The organism is Azospirillum sp. TSH100, from assembly GCF_004923295.1.
In the GTDB taxonomy this organism is placed as follows: Bacteria; Pseudomonadota; Alphaproteobacteria; order Azospirillales; family Azospirillaceae; genus Azospirillum.
The window spans coordinates 421,188-437,717 of record NZ_CP039637.1 but is presented as its reverse complement, the minus strand read 5'-3'; the positions used below and the strand labels follow the sequence as shown (position 1 = coordinate 437,717).

17 protein-coding genes are annotated in these 16,530 nt (G+C 66.0%); 5 read left to right on the top strand and 12 right to left on the bottom strand.

Going from position 1 to position 16,530, the window contains the following annotated elements; translation table 11 throughout:
- Positions 1-31: 31 nt before the first annotated feature.
- On the top strand, positions 32-487 hold the full coding sequence (locus E6C72_RS23515) for a hypothetical protein (RefSeq protein ID WP_109084210.1): 456 nt from the start codon (positions 32-34) through the stop codon (positions 485-487).
- A gap of 53 nt (positions 488-540) precedes the next feature.
- Here the strand turns inward: E6C72_RS23515 and E6C72_RS23510 are convergent, their stop codons facing one another.
- From E6C72_RS23510 to E6C72_RS23465, 10 genes are all read right to left on the bottom strand, one after another.
- Positions 541-1,620 (bottom strand): nickel-dependent hydrogenase large subunit, encoded by a 1,080-nt coding sequence (locus E6C72_RS23510; protein ID WP_109084211.1) that lies wholly within the window; start codon positions 1,618-1,620, stop codon positions 541-543.
- A 12-nt stretch (positions 1,621-1,632) separates the two neighbouring features.
- A complete protein-coding gene (locus tag E6C72_RS23505; protein ID WP_109084212.1) occupies positions 1,633-2,130 on the bottom strand; it encodes an NADH-quinone oxidoreductase subunit C in 498 nt (165 codons plus the stop codon).
- Complete coding sequence (locus E6C72_RS23500; protein WP_109084213.1) at positions 2,120-2,650, bottom strand: 4Fe-4S dicluster domain-containing protein; 531 nt, start codon at positions 2,648-2,650, stop codon at positions 2,120-2,122. Before E6C72_RS23500 ends, E6C72_RS23505 begins: the two co-directional genes overlap by 11 nt.
- An 11-nt stretch (positions 2,651-2,661) precedes the next feature.
- Positions 2,662-3,570 (bottom strand): complex I subunit 1 family protein, encoded by a 909-nt coding sequence (locus tag E6C72_RS23495; RefSeq protein WP_109084214.1) that lies wholly within the window; start codon positions 3,568-3,570, stop codon positions 2,662-2,664.
- Positions 3,567-4,046, bottom strand: a complete 480-nt coding sequence (locus E6C72_RS23490; protein WP_109084215.1) for an NADH-quinone oxidoreductase subunit B family protein — start codon at positions 4,044-4,046, stop codon at positions 3,567-3,569. Before E6C72_RS23490 ends, E6C72_RS23495 begins: the two co-directional genes overlap by 4 nt.
- Positions 4,043-5,248, bottom strand: a complete 1,206-nt coding sequence (locus tag E6C72_RS23485; protein WP_109084216.1) for a proton-conducting transporter membrane subunit — start codon at positions 5,246-5,248, stop codon at positions 4,043-4,045. The genes E6C72_RS23490 and E6C72_RS23485 overlap by 4 nt, the downstream gene beginning before the upstream one ends.
- 22 nt (positions 5,249-5,270) lie before the next feature.
- The gene (locus E6C72_RS23480) at positions 5,271-7,121 is read right to left on the bottom strand and encodes an NADH-quinone oxidoreductase subunit L (protein WP_109084217.1); all 1,851 of its coding nucleotides are present in this window, start codon (positions 7,119-7,121) and stop codon (positions 5,271-5,273) included.
- Positions 7,122-7,135: 14 nt separating this feature from the next.
- Positions 7,136-7,408, bottom strand: a complete 273-nt coding sequence (locus E6C72_RS23475; RefSeq protein WP_109084218.1) for a MoaD/ThiS family protein — start codon at positions 7,406-7,408, stop codon at positions 7,136-7,138.
- A 78-nt stretch (positions 7,409-7,486) separates the two neighbouring features.
- Positions 7,487-9,292, bottom strand: coding sequence for an aldehyde ferredoxin oxidoreductase family protein (locus E6C72_RS23470; protein WP_109084219.1), 1,806 nt, complete (start codon positions 9,290-9,292; stop codon positions 7,487-7,489).
- Positions 9,293-9,294: 2 nt separating this feature from the next.
- Positions 9,295-9,771 carry a 4Fe-4S dicluster domain-containing protein gene (locus E6C72_RS23465; RefSeq protein ID WP_109084220.1) on the bottom strand — a complete coding sequence of 159 codons (477 nt, stop codon included), beginning with the start codon at positions 9,769-9,771 and terminating at the stop codon, positions 9,295-9,297.
- Between the two features lie 547 nt (positions 9,772-10,318).
- Between E6C72_RS23465 and hypA the strand changes: the two genes are divergently transcribed.
- A complete protein-coding gene (hypA, locus tag E6C72_RS23460) occupies positions 10,319-10,660 on the top strand; it encodes a hydrogenase maturation nickel metallochaperone HypA (RefSeq protein WP_109084221.1) in 342 nt (113 codons plus the stop codon).
- A gap of 70 nt (positions 10,661-10,730) precedes the next feature.
- On the opposite strand, the gene rpoH is transcribed toward hypA, so the two are convergent.
- A complete protein-coding gene (gene rpoH / locus E6C72_RS23455) occupies positions 10,731-11,678 on the bottom strand; it encodes an RNA polymerase sigma factor RpoH (RefSeq protein ID WP_109084222.1) in 948 nt (315 codons plus the stop codon).
- Between the two features lie 715 nt (positions 11,679-12,393).
- Here rpoH and E6C72_RS23450 point away from each other — a divergent pair.
- From E6C72_RS23450 to E6C72_RS23440, 3 genes are all read left to right on the top strand, one after another.
- A complete protein-coding gene (locus E6C72_RS23450) occupies positions 12,394-13,635 on the top strand; it encodes a polysaccharide pyruvyl transferase family protein (RefSeq protein WP_109084223.1) in 1,242 nt (413 codons plus the stop codon).
- A 20-nt stretch (positions 13,636-13,655) separates the two neighbouring features.
- Positions 13,656-14,801 carry a hypothetical protein gene (locus E6C72_RS23445; protein ID WP_109084224.1) on the top strand — a complete coding sequence of 382 codons (1,146 nt, stop codon included), beginning with the start codon at positions 13,656-13,658 and terminating at the stop codon, positions 14,799-14,801.
- A gap of 84 nt (positions 14,802-14,885) precedes the next feature.
- Entirely contained in the window at positions 14,886-15,317 is a 432-nt protein-coding gene (locus tag E6C72_RS23440; RefSeq protein WP_109084225.1) for a DUF1810 domain-containing protein, read from the top strand.
- A 10-nt stretch (positions 15,318-15,327) separates the two neighbouring features.
- On the opposite strand, the gene E6C72_RS23435 is transcribed toward E6C72_RS23440, so the two are convergent.
- Complete coding sequence (locus E6C72_RS23435) at positions 15,328-16,464, bottom strand: malate/lactate/ureidoglycolate dehydrogenase (protein ID WP_109084226.1); 1,137 nt, start codon at positions 16,462-16,464, stop codon at positions 15,328-15,330.
- Between the last annotated feature and the right edge of the window lie 66 nt (positions 16,465-16,530).

Genomic DNA, 16,530 nt, shown 5'->3' with positions numbered 1-16,530 from the left:
AACAACCAGAACAGAGACGGTGAGGGAAGACATGGCAGGGAAGACGACCTGGGCGGCATTGTCGATGGTGGCGCTGCTGATCGGCTGCGCTGGGCAACAGCAGGGGGCTGCAACCGGGGACGGGACCGGTGCCGCCGCCTCGGCCTCGCCTTCGACGCCGGGCGCGCGCATGGTGAAGTCGCGCGACGGCCGGTACGAGGGCGAGGTGATCGGCACCCCTGCCCCCGGCAGCCGCTTCGCCAAGCTCCAGATCGGCATGACGATGGAGGAGGTCTCCACCATGATCGGCGCGCCGGACAACATGATCCGGCACGAGACCGGCAAGCGTTGGATCCCCTTCTATTTCGGCAACGATGCCCAGCGGCTCCAGGTCATCTACCGCAACGAAGGCTGCCTGACCTACACCGGCGGCAATGTCTTCGGCGGCGGCGGGTCGGAACTGATCCGCATCACCGTCGCGCCGAAGGGGGGCTGCCTGGACACCTGAAGGGCGTAAGCGTGGCGCCATTCCGATCAATCGCCCTTTACAACCGGCTTCCGCTATCTGTCCGTGCAGGAGATGCAGGGATCGACCGACGCCTGGATGATCGACAGGTCGGCCAACGGCTGACCAGTCACCATGGCTTCGATGGCCGGGATGTTGACGAAGGACGGCGTGCGGATTTTTACCCGTGCCGGCGTGGCGCCACCCTCGGAAGCGACGTAATAGAAAGCTTCCCCCCGCGGCGCCTCGGTGCGGATGGTGGCTTCGCCGACGGGGATCTCCGGCAGCCCCTCTGTCGCCCGCAACGGCCCGGCGGGCAGCGATAGCAGCGCCTCGCGGATCATCCGCAAGCTCTCGACCATTTCCAGCGCCCGCACCACCACGCGGGCCAGTACGTCGCCCTCCTCCCGGACGACGCTGCGGAATCCAAGATCGGTATAGGACAGGTAGGGCTGATCCTTGCGCACGTCGATGTCGAGGCCGGAGGCGCGGGCGACCGGCCCGACCACCGCCCAGTCCACCGCCTGCTCGCGGTTCAGCCGGCCGACGCCGCGGGTGCGGGCCAGCGCCGTCGGATTTTCGGTGAAGGTCGGAATGACGATCTCCGCCAGCCCCTTCGACAGCGCGTCGAGTGCCGGCAGATACCGCGCCGGATCGGGGATGTCGCGAAGGACGCCACCGATGCAGTTCATGCCGTAATTCACCCGGTTGCCGCTGATCGCTTCCAGCATGTCCATCACCAGTTCGCGCAGGCTGAACACCTCCATGAACAGGGAGTGGAATCCGATGTCCTCCGCCCCCACACCCGCCCACAGCAGGTGGGAGTGCAGCCGCTCCAGTTCGGCGATGATGGTGCGGATGTGGGCGGCACGCTTGGGAATCTCGATGCCGGCGATGGTTTCCGCCGCAATGCAGAAGGTCATCGCATGGGTGTTGGAGCAGATGCCGCAGACCCGCTCGATCAGGGTGATGACCTCCACCCAATTGCGTTTCTGGGCAAGCAGTTCGATCCCGCGGAAGCTGAATCCGACCTCAACGGTGGCACTGTCGATGACCTCCCCGCGGCACTGGACCTTGACCTTGAAGGGCTCTTCCAACGCCGGGTGATAGGGGCCGAGCGGAAAGCTGTAGGGCATGGCCGGAAACTCCTAGGAACGGACCGGATTGGAAGACTGCGGAGAAGCCAGAGGTGACACCGGCTTGCGGGCAACGGCCGCCGGACGGCACATCGCCTCGCGCAGGGTCGCGGTATCGATGCCGTCGGGCCGGATCAGCGGCACCGGATTGGGATGGCCGGGGAACTCCACCGCGAACAGGTCGCGGATCTCGCGCTCCGCCCAGGATGCTGCCCGGACGGTCGGCGCCAGCGAAGGCAGCGCGCCGTTGCGGGTGCAGGTCTTCACGCTGATGACCCGATGTTCGTCGATATAGTGGTAGATCACCGTCGCTTCGCCATCCCCCGCATGCGGGATCGCCGTGACGGTGCCGAGCCGGATGCCGAGGTCCGCCATGGTGGCGGCCATCGCCTCCACATCCAGCAGCGGAGCATCGGCCCACAGGGCACCGTTGTCGTCGGTGACGGACCGCACACCGGGAATGGCCTGCAAGGCTTCGGTCAGCCGGCGGAGGGAACTGTCAGCGCTCATGATGCACCTCCTCCGCGGCGGCCGGGACGAAGGCGGAGCGCAGCCGCGCGCTCGCCGCCCAGCGCCGGCAGTCCGGGCAATAGCCGCGCTCGGCCTCCTCCGTGCCCCACAGCACGGCCATCGTCGCGTCCGGCAGCGGCACATGGGCAGCGCCGCAGCGGGTACAGGGCTGCAAGTGGACGACGCTCTCCAGCCGCAACCCGTCGCCGGCCGCGCTGTCCATCCCCGCCGGCACGTCCGCATTCAGGCTGATCGCCTGCGTCGGGCAGTTCTGCGCGCACAGCCCGCAGAAGGAGCATTGGCCGATGAAAAAATGCCAGGACACCGACACGCCAGGATCCTGGGTGAAGCTGATTGCCTTCGGCGCACAGACGAAGGCGCAGGTGCCGCAAGCGGTGCAGCGGGCGGCATCATGGGCAAGCGCACCGCGATAAACCGGCGGCACGTCCGGCATGTCGGCAGGATCCCGGGTGCGCGACGGGCGCAGCAGATTGCCGAGGATGGTTTTCAGCATGGCCATGGCATACCCCCTCAGCGGACCAGCGTGGCGGCCATGGTGACCGCCGACGCAATGCCGCCCCACACCCAATAAAAACGGAAGGCCTGCGCCAGCCGCAGCCGCGCCGTCGCCGTCGCCAGCAGCGTCACCCCGCCGAGCACCGCGACGCCCGCCGCCAGATAGACCAGCAGGTTCAGCAGCGGCCAGGGCGTGGCCGGGATGAAGACCACGGCGAACAGCTCGGTCAGCAGAACCAGCTCTACGGCATGCGACAGCTTGAACAGGGCCAGCGGCGGGCCGCTGTATTCGATGTGACTGTCGGCGACGATCTCATGCTCGGCATTGGCGATTGAGAAGGGATTCAGCTTCATCCGCGCCGGCAGCGCCAGCAGGAATGTCGCCCCCGCCAGCAGATGCACGACCCCATATGGCGCAGCCTGCAAGGCGCTCATCTGGAAGCTGCCGGCCTCCTGCGCCATGGCAATGATGGCGACCAGGAAGGGCAGGTTGTAGGCCAGCGACAGCAGTGCCTCGCGCATCGCCGCCACCTGTCCGTAGATGGAGCGGCTGACATAGCCGGCCAGCACCTCGCACAGCACCGGCACTTCCATGAGGTACAGCAGCAGCACGACGTCGCCAGGCAGTGACGGCACCGGATTGCCGGGCAGCGGAACGATGGCAAGCGCCGCCGTCACCGCCCCCACCGACACCAGCGGCAGGGCCAGGAAGATGCCGCGGTTGACGCCGCGCGGGATCACCGTCTCCTTGCCCAGCAGCTTCATGAAATCGAAAAAGGGTTGAAAGAAGGGCGGGCCCCGGCGACCCTGCAAGCGGGCGACCAGCTTGCGCATGAACCACAGCTCCAGCCAGCCGAGCGGGGCTGCGAACAGCAGGCCCGGCCAGACGGCGAAGGCGATCAGATAGGACCAGACGGCATTCATGACAGCCTCCCCAGCCAGTTCTGCAATTGGCTTTTGGTGGCGCCGTCCTCCAGCAGCTTGGCGGCGCGGGCTATGCCGTCCAGGATGGCCTGCGGCCGCGGCGGGCAGCCGGGCACCCAGACATCGACCGGAACAACGCTGTCCAGGGACTCGCTCAGCACCAGCGGACTGCCGGCGAAGACGTTGCCCGACGCCGGGCAGGAGCCCAGCGCCACCACCGCCTTGGGATTGGGAACCTGGGCGTAGATGTCGAGGATCGCCTCCCGCGACCGCAGGGTCAACGTGCCGGAGATCAGGACGATGTCAGCATGCTTGGGCGTGCCATGCAGTTCCACCCCCAGCTGTTCGGCATCGTAGCGCGGGCTCAGCAGCGGTGTGATCTCGATGTCGCAGCCGTTGCAGGATCCCGCGTTCAGCCGGCAAATCCAGGGGGACCGCCGGCGCGAGATGGCGACGACCCGTTCGATCAGGTTCATTTCACACCTCCGGTCGGGTTGGCCGCCGGTTCAATCGCCAATTCGGCGACATGCGGATGGGGTTCGGCAGCGGGGCGCAGCGCATTCGGCGCCAGACCGAACAGCACCGGCGCCACGGCGAAGGCCAGCAGCACGAGGGCGGCGGCATGCGGCAGGGGCCGCGCGCCGACGAGCCCGTCTGCCGGCCCCAACCAAACCCTGTGGATGGCGCGGACATAGCAGAGCAGCGCCATGGCGGACGATGCATAGAGCACCGCCAGCAGCACCGGCCCGCCCAGTTCCGCACCAGCCAGATACAGCCGCCAATGCCCGACGAAGCCCAGCGTCGGTGGGATGCCGATGAAGCCCAGTGCCCCCAGCATGAAGGCGGCACTCGCCACCGGCAGCGGGGTGGACAGGCCTCGGTCATCCAGCGTCACCGGTCGGCCGAGATGCCACTCCGCCGCACCGACGGCACCGAACAACACGATCTTGCCCAGCGCATGGCCCAGGATCCCGAACCAGGCCCCGGCCATGCCGTCGGCCCCACCGGCCACCAGCCCGAGCAGCAGATAGCCCATGTCATCGATGGAGGAGAAGGCCAGCATCGGCTTCAGCTCGCGCTGGGCCAACGCCAGCAGGGCGGCTCCCAGCAGCGACAGCCCCGCCAGCCCGATCCACAACGGCGCGAAGTCGGTGAAGATCCAGGGCGCAACGTCCCGCAAGGCCAGCAACTCGCAGAACCCGCCGACATCGACCACCGCGACGATCAGCGCCGTCGTCATCGCCGACGACGCCCGCGCCACCGCCGGCAGCCAGAAATAGACCGGAACCAGTCCCAGCTTCAGCGCCACACCGATCAGCAGCAACGCCAGCGCCAGCCGGTCCCACGGAGCGGCGGGCCGCACCGCACCCAGCTGGATCAGCGCCAGCGCCGTCCAGCCGCACAGCGTGGCGAGCAGCACCGCGGTCAGATATTTGCGGGCGGCGGCGCGGGCCTCGGCGGTGCCGCCGCACCACACCATGCCGACCGCCAGCAGCTCGGCAGCCGACGCCAAAAGAGTTCCCGCCCAGCCATGCCCGGCCAACCGGGCGGCAACCGCCAGGGCGACAGTGGCGGCGGCGAAGCGCCACCATCCGCCGTTCCCCTGCGGGATCGCCCTTGCATAAAGCCCGACGCCGAGCCCGATCGCCAGAAAGAGGGGAATCAATACCATGTCCATGGTTGGAGTCCTCCGGCCGCGCTCAAACCAGCCACACGCCGGCCAGTGCCGCGACAGCGGCAAGGCCGATGGCCAGGAGCGGACGATCCTCGAACAGCCGGCCGGCCAAGATCTGCGCCGCGCCGGCCACACGGGTCAGGCTGCGCCAGATCCGCAGGAAGACGGGATCGGGATCGAGGGAATAGACGGGATGGAAGGCGCTTTCCGCCATTTCGGCGAAATCGACGGCACCGGGACGGTCGCCGGCCGGCAGCGGCTCGCCACCGGAATAGACCGACACCAGACCGGTGGCCGGCGCCTGGGCCACCCGGTAGACCAGCAACCCCAGCATGGCGGACGCCAGCACCACAAGGCCGCCAACGGTCACGGCGATGCCGCCGCGATCGGTCAGGATGCCGAGCCAGCTCATCTGCACCGCCCAGTCGAAGCCCAGCGAGCGCACCGCCGGCGCCACCACCGGCACCATCAGCAGCTGCGGCGCCAGCCCGAACAGCAGGCACAGACCGGCCATCGATCCCATGCCGGCCAGCATGCTGGGCGACGCCTCGTGAATGTGCTTGCCGATCAGCGACGTCGACGGCACGCCGTAGAAGGCGTTGACGGTGGCCTTCAGGAAGGAGAAGGCGGTCAGGATGCTGCCAATCCAGCCGACCAGCACCACCATGAGCAGCCCCTTGTCGAGCGCCGCACCGAACAGCAGCCATTTGGCGACGAAGCCGTTGGTCAGCGGCACACCGGCAATCGAGGCGGCGGCGACGATCCACACCTTCGCGGTCCCCGGCATCGCGGTGGCCAGCCCGCCCAGTTCCCGCAGGTCGCGGGTGCCGGTGGCGTGCTGGATGGCGCCGGCGCACATGAACAGCGTGCCCTTGAACAGCGCGTGGCTCAGGCAATAGAACAGCCCCGCCGCCAGCCCGAGATCGCTGCCGAGCGCCAGGGCGACGACGATGTAGCCGAGCTGGCTGACGGTGTGGAAGGCCAGCAGCCGCTTCAGGTCGGTCTGCGCCATGGCGAAGATGACCCCGACCAGAATGGTGACGCAGCCGACCGCCAGCAGCGGCACCTCCAGCGCCGCATGCCACTGCCCATCCCCGACCACATACATCCGTGCGATGAGATAGACGCCGGCCTTGACGTAGCACGCCGAATGCAGCAGCGCCGACACCGGGGTCGGGGCGTTCATCGCCTCAGGGATCCAGCTGTGCAGCGGGAACATCACCGACTTCGCCATCGCCGCGACGACGAACAGCGCCGCGATGCCCGACGTGAAGGCTGTCCCAACCGCCGGATCGGTCCAGACCAGAGTGCCGGCGCGGGAATAGACCAGCACCAGCCCGATCAGGAAGCCGTAGCCCGCAAGATGGGTGATGACGAGAACCTTGCGGGCGCCGTCGGTCGCCGCCCGCTGCCGGTACCAGAAGCCGACCAGACTGTAGGAGCACAGCCCGATCACCTCCCAGGCCAGATAGGCGCCCAGCATGTCGGCGGCCCCGGACAGCAGCAGCAGGCCGGCGATGAAGACCAGCATGATCGCGTAGAAGCGCGTCGTCCCCTGTTCCTCATGCTCCATGTAGCGCACGGAGAACAGCAGGATGGCGGCACCGATGCCGGTCCCCATCAGCATGAACAGGACGCTCAGTCCGTCAAGGCGCAGACCGATGGAGAACGGCCCGTCCCAAACCGGCAGCAGAGGCGCCGCCATGGCGATACCGGCCATGCTGGCGGGCACCAGCGTCAGGGTGGCGAGGAAGGAGGCGAAGACCGCCGCGGTCGCCAGCGCGCCCTTGCCCACCGGCGTCAGCCAGCGGCCGAGCAGCAGTTGCAGGACGAAGCCCCCGAGCAGAAGAAGGATGGGGAGCGTGATGGATGTCATGACTCGCCCCTTTCTCAGCCGCCAGCCAGCGGCGGAAAGATGAAAACGTCGGATTCCGGGGTCAACGGGGTGTCAAGCCCCTGGAGGCCGCGCACGTCATGCCCGTTGACCAGGATGATGGCGAAGCCGGCCAGTTCACCGTCCTTCAGAATCCAGCGGGCGAAGTTAGGGCCGTATTCGGCGGCCAGATCGCGCAGCAGGTCGCGGACGGTTGAGGCCGGCCGCTCCCAAATCTCGCTACGCTTCCTGGTGGCGTCGCGCAGAAGCGCGAAATAGGACACTTTCATGGGACAGCTGCCTTTCCGCCGGCACTGCCGCCCCGGCCGCGGCCGCCGCAATACGCAGCGGCGGCGGCCGGGACAGGATCAGGCCAGTTCCAGCGCGCTCAGCTTTTCCTTGGTGGGGACGCCGTCGGCATCCCAGCCGCGAGCGCCGTAATAGAGCGGCAGCATTTCCGGAAGACGGCTGACCGCTCCCTTCGATGGACCGGTCACGATCGGCTCTTTCAGCAGGCGCGGCGGCAGGGTGTCGTCGGCCGCGGTCAGCCCGGCCTTCAGGTTCCACAGCCGCTCCAGGTTCCAGACCCGCTCGCCCGCCTCGAGGAAGCTATCGCCGGTGTAGACGAAGCCGGTCAGCGCGGTCATCAGCTCGGCGAATTCGGGTGCGCCGATGCCGAAGGTGGTGAACAGACAGGAACCGGTCGAATCCAGCGCCGCCGTCAGGTTCTGGAACAGCGCCACCAGTTCGGCCTTGCCGTCGATGCTGTCCTTGTCGAGCTTCACCGGCACGCCCAGAACCTCCGGGCTGATGGTGTAGCCGCGGACATGGCAGCCACCCCGGTTGTTGGTGGCATAGGCCAGCCCGATGCCCTGCACCGCGCGCGGATCATAGGCCGGCATTTCCTGCTTCTTGACGGTCATCGACAGCTCCGGATGGCCGTAGAGGCTCGCCAGCCGGTAGGACCCCAGCGCCAGCTTCTTGCCGAAGCCCTGTCCCAGCCCGGTCAGCCGCACCGCCTCGACCATCGCGTCGGCATTGCCGAAGTCCAATTCCAGCCCTTCGGTATCCTCCTTGGTGATGATGCCGCGATGATACAGCTCCATGGCGCAGGCAACGGTGCCACCCATCGAGATCGTGTCGAGGCCGTATTCGTTGCAGTAATAGTTGGCCTTGATCACCGCATCCAGATTATCGATCCGGCAATCCGGACCGAATCCCCAGGCGGTTTCATATTCCGGCCCCTCTCCCTCGCCCTTGTATTTGGGGTTGCTGACCTTGGTCGCCCGACCGCAGGAGATGATGCAGGAGAAGCAGCCCTTCGGCCGTTGCAACTGGTTGGCGGCCAGAGTCTCGCCACCCACCTTGTCTGCGGTCTCGAAATGGCCGTCCTGGAAATTCGCCGTCGGCAGGCCACCGACCGAGTTCAGGATGTTCACCAGCACGTTGGTGCCATAGAGCCGGAGGCCCGTACCGCCGACCGGATGCTCCTTGATCATGGTGCTGGCCTTGGCGACGGCTCCCAGGAAGGATTCCTTGTCGGCCACCGTGACAGCGCCGGTGCCGCGCACCACCACCGCCTTCAGGTTCTTCGATCCCATAACCGCACCGACGCCGGTGCGGCCGGCGGCGCGCTGCATGTCGTTCATGATGGCGGCGATGTAGGACATCGCCTCGCCCGCCGGGCCGATGCAGGCGATCTTGGCGTCGGCCGCCGTCTCGGCGTTCAGGGCCTCGGTGGTTTCCGGCACGTCCTTGCCCCACAGATGGGCGGCGTCGCGGATCTCCACCTTGTCATCCTGGATCCACAGATAGACGGGCTTTTCCGCACGCCCCTCCAGGATCAGCATGTCGTAGCCGGCATATTTCAGCTCCGGCCCCCAGGCGCCGCCGGAATTGGAGGCGGCGATGGTGCCGGTCAACGGCCCCTTGGTGACGACGTCATAGCGACCGGCCGACGGTGCGAAGGTGCCGGTCATCGGCCCGGAGGCGAAGATCAGCTTGTTCGCCGGCGACAGCGGATCGACTGTAGGATCGACCTCGTCATACATGTATTTCGTACCCAGCCCGCGGGCGCCGATATAGTCGCGCGCCAGTTCTGGTTTCAGTGCTTCGGTCGAGACCTTGCCGGTGCCGAGGTCGACCCGAAGGATCTTGCCAATCCAGCCATGCATGATCAGACCTCCGCGAAGGCGTTCTTGAGCTTGGCGGCGAAGGAGCGCTTGCGCGCCTGCGCCGAGACGGTGTCCTCGACCCATTCAAGCGCATGGGTGGGGCAGATCGCCGCACAAGACGGCGCACCGTCGCAGGTGTCGCATTTCAGGATCTGCGACCCCAGGAAATCCCACGACGCACAGCCGAACGGGCAGGCCTGGACGCACATCTTGCAGCCGATGCATTTGTCGGCGTCCAGTTCCACCTGCCCATTCTCCGGGTTGCGGTGCATCGCCTTGGGCATGCAGACGGTGACGCAGGCGGCGTCCTTGCACTGCTGGCACATCATGGGAACGGAGAAGCCTTCGCGTTCCCACGTATAGACATGGATTCGGGAGGCTTTCGGACGGAAGTTCCCCTCATGCTCCATGGAGCAGGCCAGTTCACAGTTACGGCATCCGGTGCATTTGTCCGGATGGATCATCAGCATCATGCTCATGGTCGATGACCTCCTTCATGCCGGGCACGATCGCCATTGCTGGCCGCGGCTTGAATCCCGCAGCTGTTCTCGCGCGCCCGGCCCTGGGCGAACCCCCGGATCGTCCCGCGATCCCTCAAGAAAGACGCGCACAGCGGGCGTCTTCGCCGGAACGGCGAAGAGTCGCCGGGCGTGGAGGAAAGAAGGACGGGATGGCTGTCGGACCCCGCGCAGGACCGGCCGGGGGACTGGCCCGGTCCGTCGGGAACCGGGGCGCCCTCAAGGCGGATGGCAGCTGGCGACGACGGAAGGCGATCCGCAGGCGCGGAGATTGCTCAAGAGGAGGCGGCGTGCCGTTTTGTTGTTCATCATTCCGGCCCGTTATGATCAGAAAGACATAGGGCCCGTCTGGAGACTTTGTCTGGAAGGCGGGTCTTACAATCCTTGAAGCAGACACAACCTTCTTATCACCGCCTTGCATGCGCCGATATGATTTACATCAACGCACCATGGTCAATTGTGGTGAAGACTTGAAACGATTGACTGAAGACAAGTTCGGGGAATTCCGATGCACGAACTGTCGCTGTGCGAAAGCATCGTCTCCCTGGTCACGGACTGTGCGGCGCGGGAGGGGGTGACGCGGGTCACCCGCGTGACAATCGACATCGGCGCCGCATCCGCCGTCGATCCCGACGCTCTGCTGTTCTGCTTCCCCCTGGTGACCGAGGGAACCCCGGCCGCCTCGGCAGTTCTGTGCATCAACCACATCGCGCTGAAGGCTCACTGCATCGCCTGCGGCACCGACTACGCTCCGGCAACTCTGATTTCACCTTGTCCGGCCTGCGGCGGTCATGACCGCAGCCTGCTTGCCGGACGCGACATGCGGGTGGTGTCATTCGAAGGCGAGTGAGCGTCGGCACGGAAAAAGGCGCTGCTTTTGAAACCCGCGCCCTTTCAACATCACGCTTTGCCCCGCCCGATCAGGCATCTGCCAGCAGGCGGTTCTTTTCCACCGTCATCTGTTCCGTCTTGGCGGTGGCGATCACTGCCTTCTGGAGCTTTTCAAAGGCACGCACCTCCAGCTGGCGCACACGCTCACGCGAGACGTGGAAGGTCTGGCTCAGCTCCTCCAGCGTCAGCGGCTCGTCGCGCAGACGGCGGGCAACCAGGATCCGGCGCTCGCGGTCGTCAAGCACGCCAAGCCCCAGCTTCAGGAATTGCTGACGCCGGCGCCGCTCTTCGGAGTCGGCAAGCGTCGTCTCCTGGTCCGGCCGGTCATCGGCCAGCAGATCCTGCCACTCGGCGTCGCCATCCTCCGACAGGCCGACATTCAGCGAACGGTCGTTGCCCAGCCGGCGGTTCATCTCCACCACCTCGGCCTTCGACACGTTCAGTTCTGTGGCGATGCTCTCCACCGCCTCCGGCGACAGATCGCCGCTCTCCAGCTCCTGCATCCGTGCCTTCAGGCGGCGCAGGCTGAAGAACAGCTTCTTCTGTCCGGCAGTGGTGCCGATCTTCACCAGCGACCAGTTATGCAGGACATATTCCTGGATCGCCGCACGCACCCACCAGGAGGCGTAGGTGGCGAAGCGGAAGCCCTTCCCGGGGTCGAACTTCTGCGCCGCCTGCATCACGCCGACGTTGCCCTCCGCCACCAGATCGGCCAACGGCAGGCCATAACCGAGATAGCCGCGCGCCATCTTGACGACGAGCCGCAGATGGCTGCCGACCAACTTGTCGAGGGCGGCCGGGTCCTGATGCTCGTGCCAGCGGACGGCCAGTTCATGCTCCTGTTCCGGCGTCAGATACTGGTACTTGCGGGCGTCCTGCAAATAGAGCTGCATCGGTTCGGCGGTGCGGGGTGCGACGGCACGGGTTTGGGCGGTACGGGTAGTCTCGGTCCTGCGGGTTTCAGCATTTCGCTGCATGGTGTCTCTTTTTCTCCCAACCGACGGGAACGGCGCCGTGGGCAAAGCCCCGGCGCTGTTCGGGTCGGTCCTGTTGACGGTCGGTTCTTGGTTCTTTGCGTTGCCGGCATTCGACGCTGCCGGACGGCGCGCACCGGCCCCGGTGCAGAAACGAAGTGGAGGCAGGGTCCTCTCCAACCCTGCGGGCAGCGCCGCAACCGGGGAAGGAGGTCACAGCAGCCGGCACGCCACAGGGCTGGAGAGGAACGGCAGGACCGCGCGATCAGCGCGGCCGAACCGGTGGAAGCGGCATGGTCATATGGTCGGAAACCAGTCTATCGGGGCGGTCCACCAGAGGCGCAACGGACTCTATATAGTAATTTTCAGAACGCATTAAAGGGGAGCCCAGGATAATTTCCTGGCACCCTGGCTGACGCATGGCTCCCGCGTCGATCATCGGGAACGGTTTACCAGATAGGACGACCAGCGGCGGCTTTCAACCCCCGTTCAATCACCGAACATTCCTCGAAATTCAAACGACATTCATAAGATGGTTGCTCGGATATCGGCACACACCTCAAAGAAAAAATACAATAATGAAAACATATAGAAAATCTAAACACCGTCCTTCAAAAAGTAATCCGTGCTATTTTTCGGATGTCACTTGCAACCTCACCTCTTCTGCGCTTAGCCTTGTCATGTTTCCAGCATCCACCGACCCGAGGCTAGAGCCGACATGCTTGAAGACATCGCCATCGATAATCCTGTCGACCGGCCGCACTCTTCCGGACAGGCATCCGGCTGTGCACCGTCCCAGCCTCTGCGTGTCGCGGTGCTGTGGAAAACACCGAATCTCGGCCTCTATTCAAACGCCGCCTTTGACGACCTCTACAACGGGATCGGGCACAACAACGGCAACCTCGCCTTCGTGCATTCGATCTGCAGCCACATCACCAATCCGGTGAAGCATTTCAGCTGGGGTTCCTCGGCCGAAACGCTGCGGAACAACGCCGACATCATCGTCATCCCCTGCGCCAACCAGTTGGGCCGCCACACCGATTATGGCCAGATGGCGGAAAATCTGGAAAAATCCGGCCTACCCATCGTCGCCATCGGTCTCGGCGCCCAGGCGAACAGCTACGACCACGACATCGAACTCAGCCCCGGCACGCTACGCTGGGCACAAGTGATCGCGGCATCGAACCCGTCTTCGTCCAGTTCGTCCAACATCTACACCCGTGGCGCTTTCACCACGGCACAGCTGGACAAACTGGGGATCACCGGCTCGCTGCCCGGCGGCTGCCCGTCGCATTTCCTCAATCAGGCGCCGGGCCTGGGCCGGAAGATCCATGCCAACTGGTCGGCGCTCGACTTGCCACGCTCGATCACGGTGGCCGGCGGCCATCAGGCCTGGGTGAAGACACGCGAGATCGAACACCAGCTGATCGCGCTGATGATGGACCCGATCGCGCCCGGCCAGTATGTCGTCCAGTCGATGGGCGAGATGATCCGCGCCTCGCGCGGGCTGTTCGACAGCATCGACCCGCATGCGCTGAAGGAAATCCACCGCCACACCGTGCCGCATTACTCCTTCGAGGAGTTCAAGGCCTGGTGCCGCAACCATATGCGCTCCTATTATGACGTGCCGGCCTGGATGGACACTCTGCGCCAGCAGGATTTGACCATCGGTTGCCGCTATCACGGCGTCGCGCTGGCGATCCAGGCGGAGCGGATGGGCCTGACTGTAACAATCGATTCCCGCACCCGCGAGCTGTGCGAGAACACCGGCGTGCCTTATGCCGATGCCGCCGACCTGACGATGCCGCTGACCCGCAACCGCCTGAAGTCGCTGATCAGATTCGATCCCGACGCCTACGACCGCCATCGTGCGGAGTCGGCAGCCCATTACCTGGACTTCCTGGTCGCCAACCGGCTCCAGCCGGCGGCCTTCCTGAAGTCCATCGCGAACGGCAAGTGACGGGTCAAGTGGAGGCTGCCATGCTCTGCCGGACCGCAGCCCTCGCGCTGGCCGTGGGCATGGTGGCCGCTCCCACCCAGGCGCTGACGATCAGGACGTCGGGGGAGCCCGAGACGGTGACCTCCTGGCAGCGTGACGCCTGCACCGAGAGCGATGCGCCGGACACGCCGGCGCGCGCCTTCCGCGATGCAAATGGCACGGTGCATCTGATCGCCTCGCATTCCACCGCGCGGGCGTTGACCGGCCCGTCGCTGGACGCCGTTCGGCCGAATTGCCGGGTGATTTTCCAGGGCCACGGCCGGGACGATCCGCGGCTGAACGACGACCGCAGTTGGATCTCATCCTTCTACACGCCGGACGGCAGCACGGTCTTCGCCCTGGTCAGCAACGAGTTCCATGGTCAGAAGCGCCGGGCGCTCTGCCCGTCCGGCGAATACATGCGCTGCTGGCGCAACAGCATCACCTCAGCGGTTTCCAGCGACGGCGGAGCGAGCTTCCGACTGAGCGCCGCCCCGCCCAACCACAGCGTCGCGACGCTGCCCTACCCCTATGGCGGCGATGTCGGCCAGCGCACCGGCTATTTCGCACCCAGCAACATCGTCCGCAACGGCGGCCACTGGTACGCCTTCCTTTGGGCCGAACGGTTCGGAGCGCAGCAGCGCGGCGCCTGCCTGATGCAGACCGACAACCTCGCCGATCCGCAATCCTGGCGCGGCTGGGACGGCAAATCCTATTCGGTGCGCTTCGTCCACGAAGCCGGTGCCGGCGACCCGCCAAACGCTCATGTCTGCGCGCCGGTCGCCCCCGACATCCTGCAAGGCACCGTGCGCAGCGTCGTCCGCCACCGCGCCAGCGGCCTGTTCATCGCCACGCTGGCGATGACCCGCGACGGCCGCACCGGCATCTGGACCACCACGTCGCGTGATCTGGTGAGTTGGTCGAAGCCGGAGCTTTTGTGGACCACCCCGCTGCTGTTCCGCTACGGCTGCGGCGACGCGGCGGCCTTCGACTACCCTGCCCTTCTCGACCCCGCCAGCCAGAGCCGCAATTTCGAGGATGTCGGCAATTCGGCCTACGTCTACATGACCCGGCTGAACCTGGACAAATGCCGGATCACCTGGAACCGTGACCTCGTCCGCATGCGGGTGGAGATCGATGGCGGCTGACCCGCACGACGAGGCATAAAGCCGTTCCGAAGCATCGCCATCCAACCGATCTGTCGAGCAAGACCAGGGATGAGGAGCGATGCCATGCCGAACTGCGATCCTTTCGACCTCCAGCGCTTCGTCACTGCGCAGAATCCGGTCTTCGCCACGGTGCTCGAAGAATTGCGCGCTGGGCGAAAATGCAGCCATTGGATGTGGTTCATTTTCCCACAGCTGCGCGCGTTGGGCCGCTCCCCCACCGCGCAGTTCTACGGCATCACCTCCCTGGACGAGGCTCGGGCCTATCTGGCGCACCCGATCCTGGCCCCCCGTCTGGTCCAGGCGACGGAAGCCCTGCTGACCGTGCAGGGGCGGACGCTCCATGAGATCCTCGGCTCGCCCGACGACCTGAAGTTCCGCTCCTCCATGACCCTTTTCGCTGAAACGGCGGGGGAGGCGGGCGATCTCTACCGCAAGGCGTTGGATCGCTATTGCGATGGCCGTCCCGACGAGGCGACGCTGAGGTTGCTGGGCTGACGAAAGGCTTTCAACCCAGCAGTTCACCAAGTTCCAGCCCACGCTCACGGCCCAGGCTGTCCAGCATCGCCAGCGTTGCGCCGTCCAGTGGAATGCCGTCGGCCAGACGCCGACGGCGGGTGCGGGTTTCCGGCTCGCCCGGCATCTGGATGGCCTCGGCCCCCGGTGCCGTGGGCGTGTCGCGGAGATAGGCGACCAGATCGTCGAGGTTCGCCGCCCATTGGGTGTTTCCGCCACGCGCCGGGTCGAAGACGATGGCGAACATGTTGTTCATGACACGCCCGGAATTCTGATGCGCTGGCGTCCCCGGCATCGCCGATGCCAGCGCGCCGGCCAGCACATCGCACATCAGGGCCAGCCCGAATCCCTTGTGCCCACCCAGGTACCCTCCCAGCGGCAGCAGGGCACCCGACGGATCCTGGAACATCACGCCGGGATCCCGCGTGGGCTGTCCCTGCGGATCGAGCAGCAGGCCCGGTGCCATCTCCTGCCCTTTGCCCATGGCGACGCGGCATTTGCCGACGGCGACGGCGCTGGTGGCGAAATCGAGGATCAGCGCAGGCGTGGACTGTGTGGCCGGAACCGCGATGCAGATCGGGTTGGTGCCCAGTCGCGGCCGGGTGCCATCATGCGGTGCCACCGACGGACGGGTGACGACATTGACGAAGGCCAGCGCGACCAGTCCGGCATCGCTGCACTGCTCACCATAGGATCCGACCCGGCCGATATGGTGGCTGTCGCGCAGGGACAGCGCCGCCAGCCCGTCCTGCTGCGCCTGTTCGATGGCGAGGTCCATCGCCTCCCGTGCGATGACCTGTCCATAGCCGCTGCCGCCTCCAACCGCCAGGAAGGGGCCGGACCGGCCGATCACGGCGGCATGCTGGTTGGGGTGAAGCAGGCCGGCGGCGATCGCCGGCATATACATCGCCAGCATGCCGACGCCGTGGCTGTCATGGCCACGCAGGTTCGCTTCGACCAGATGGTCGGCGACCACGGCGGCTTCCTCCGCCTCGCTGCCGGCGGCCTGAAGCAGGCGCCGCGTCGCCTCCGTCAGCCGGTCCGCCCGCACCGGCCGCTGTCCGGTGCCATAGACGCCGGCATTGAAGGACGCCGCCGCGGCGAAGGGATCCTGTGGGGTCTCTGTCATCGTGTGCCTTCCCGTTCAACGGCCCCTATTTGGTTGCGGATCCCCGAGCGGGGCAAGGGCTGAATA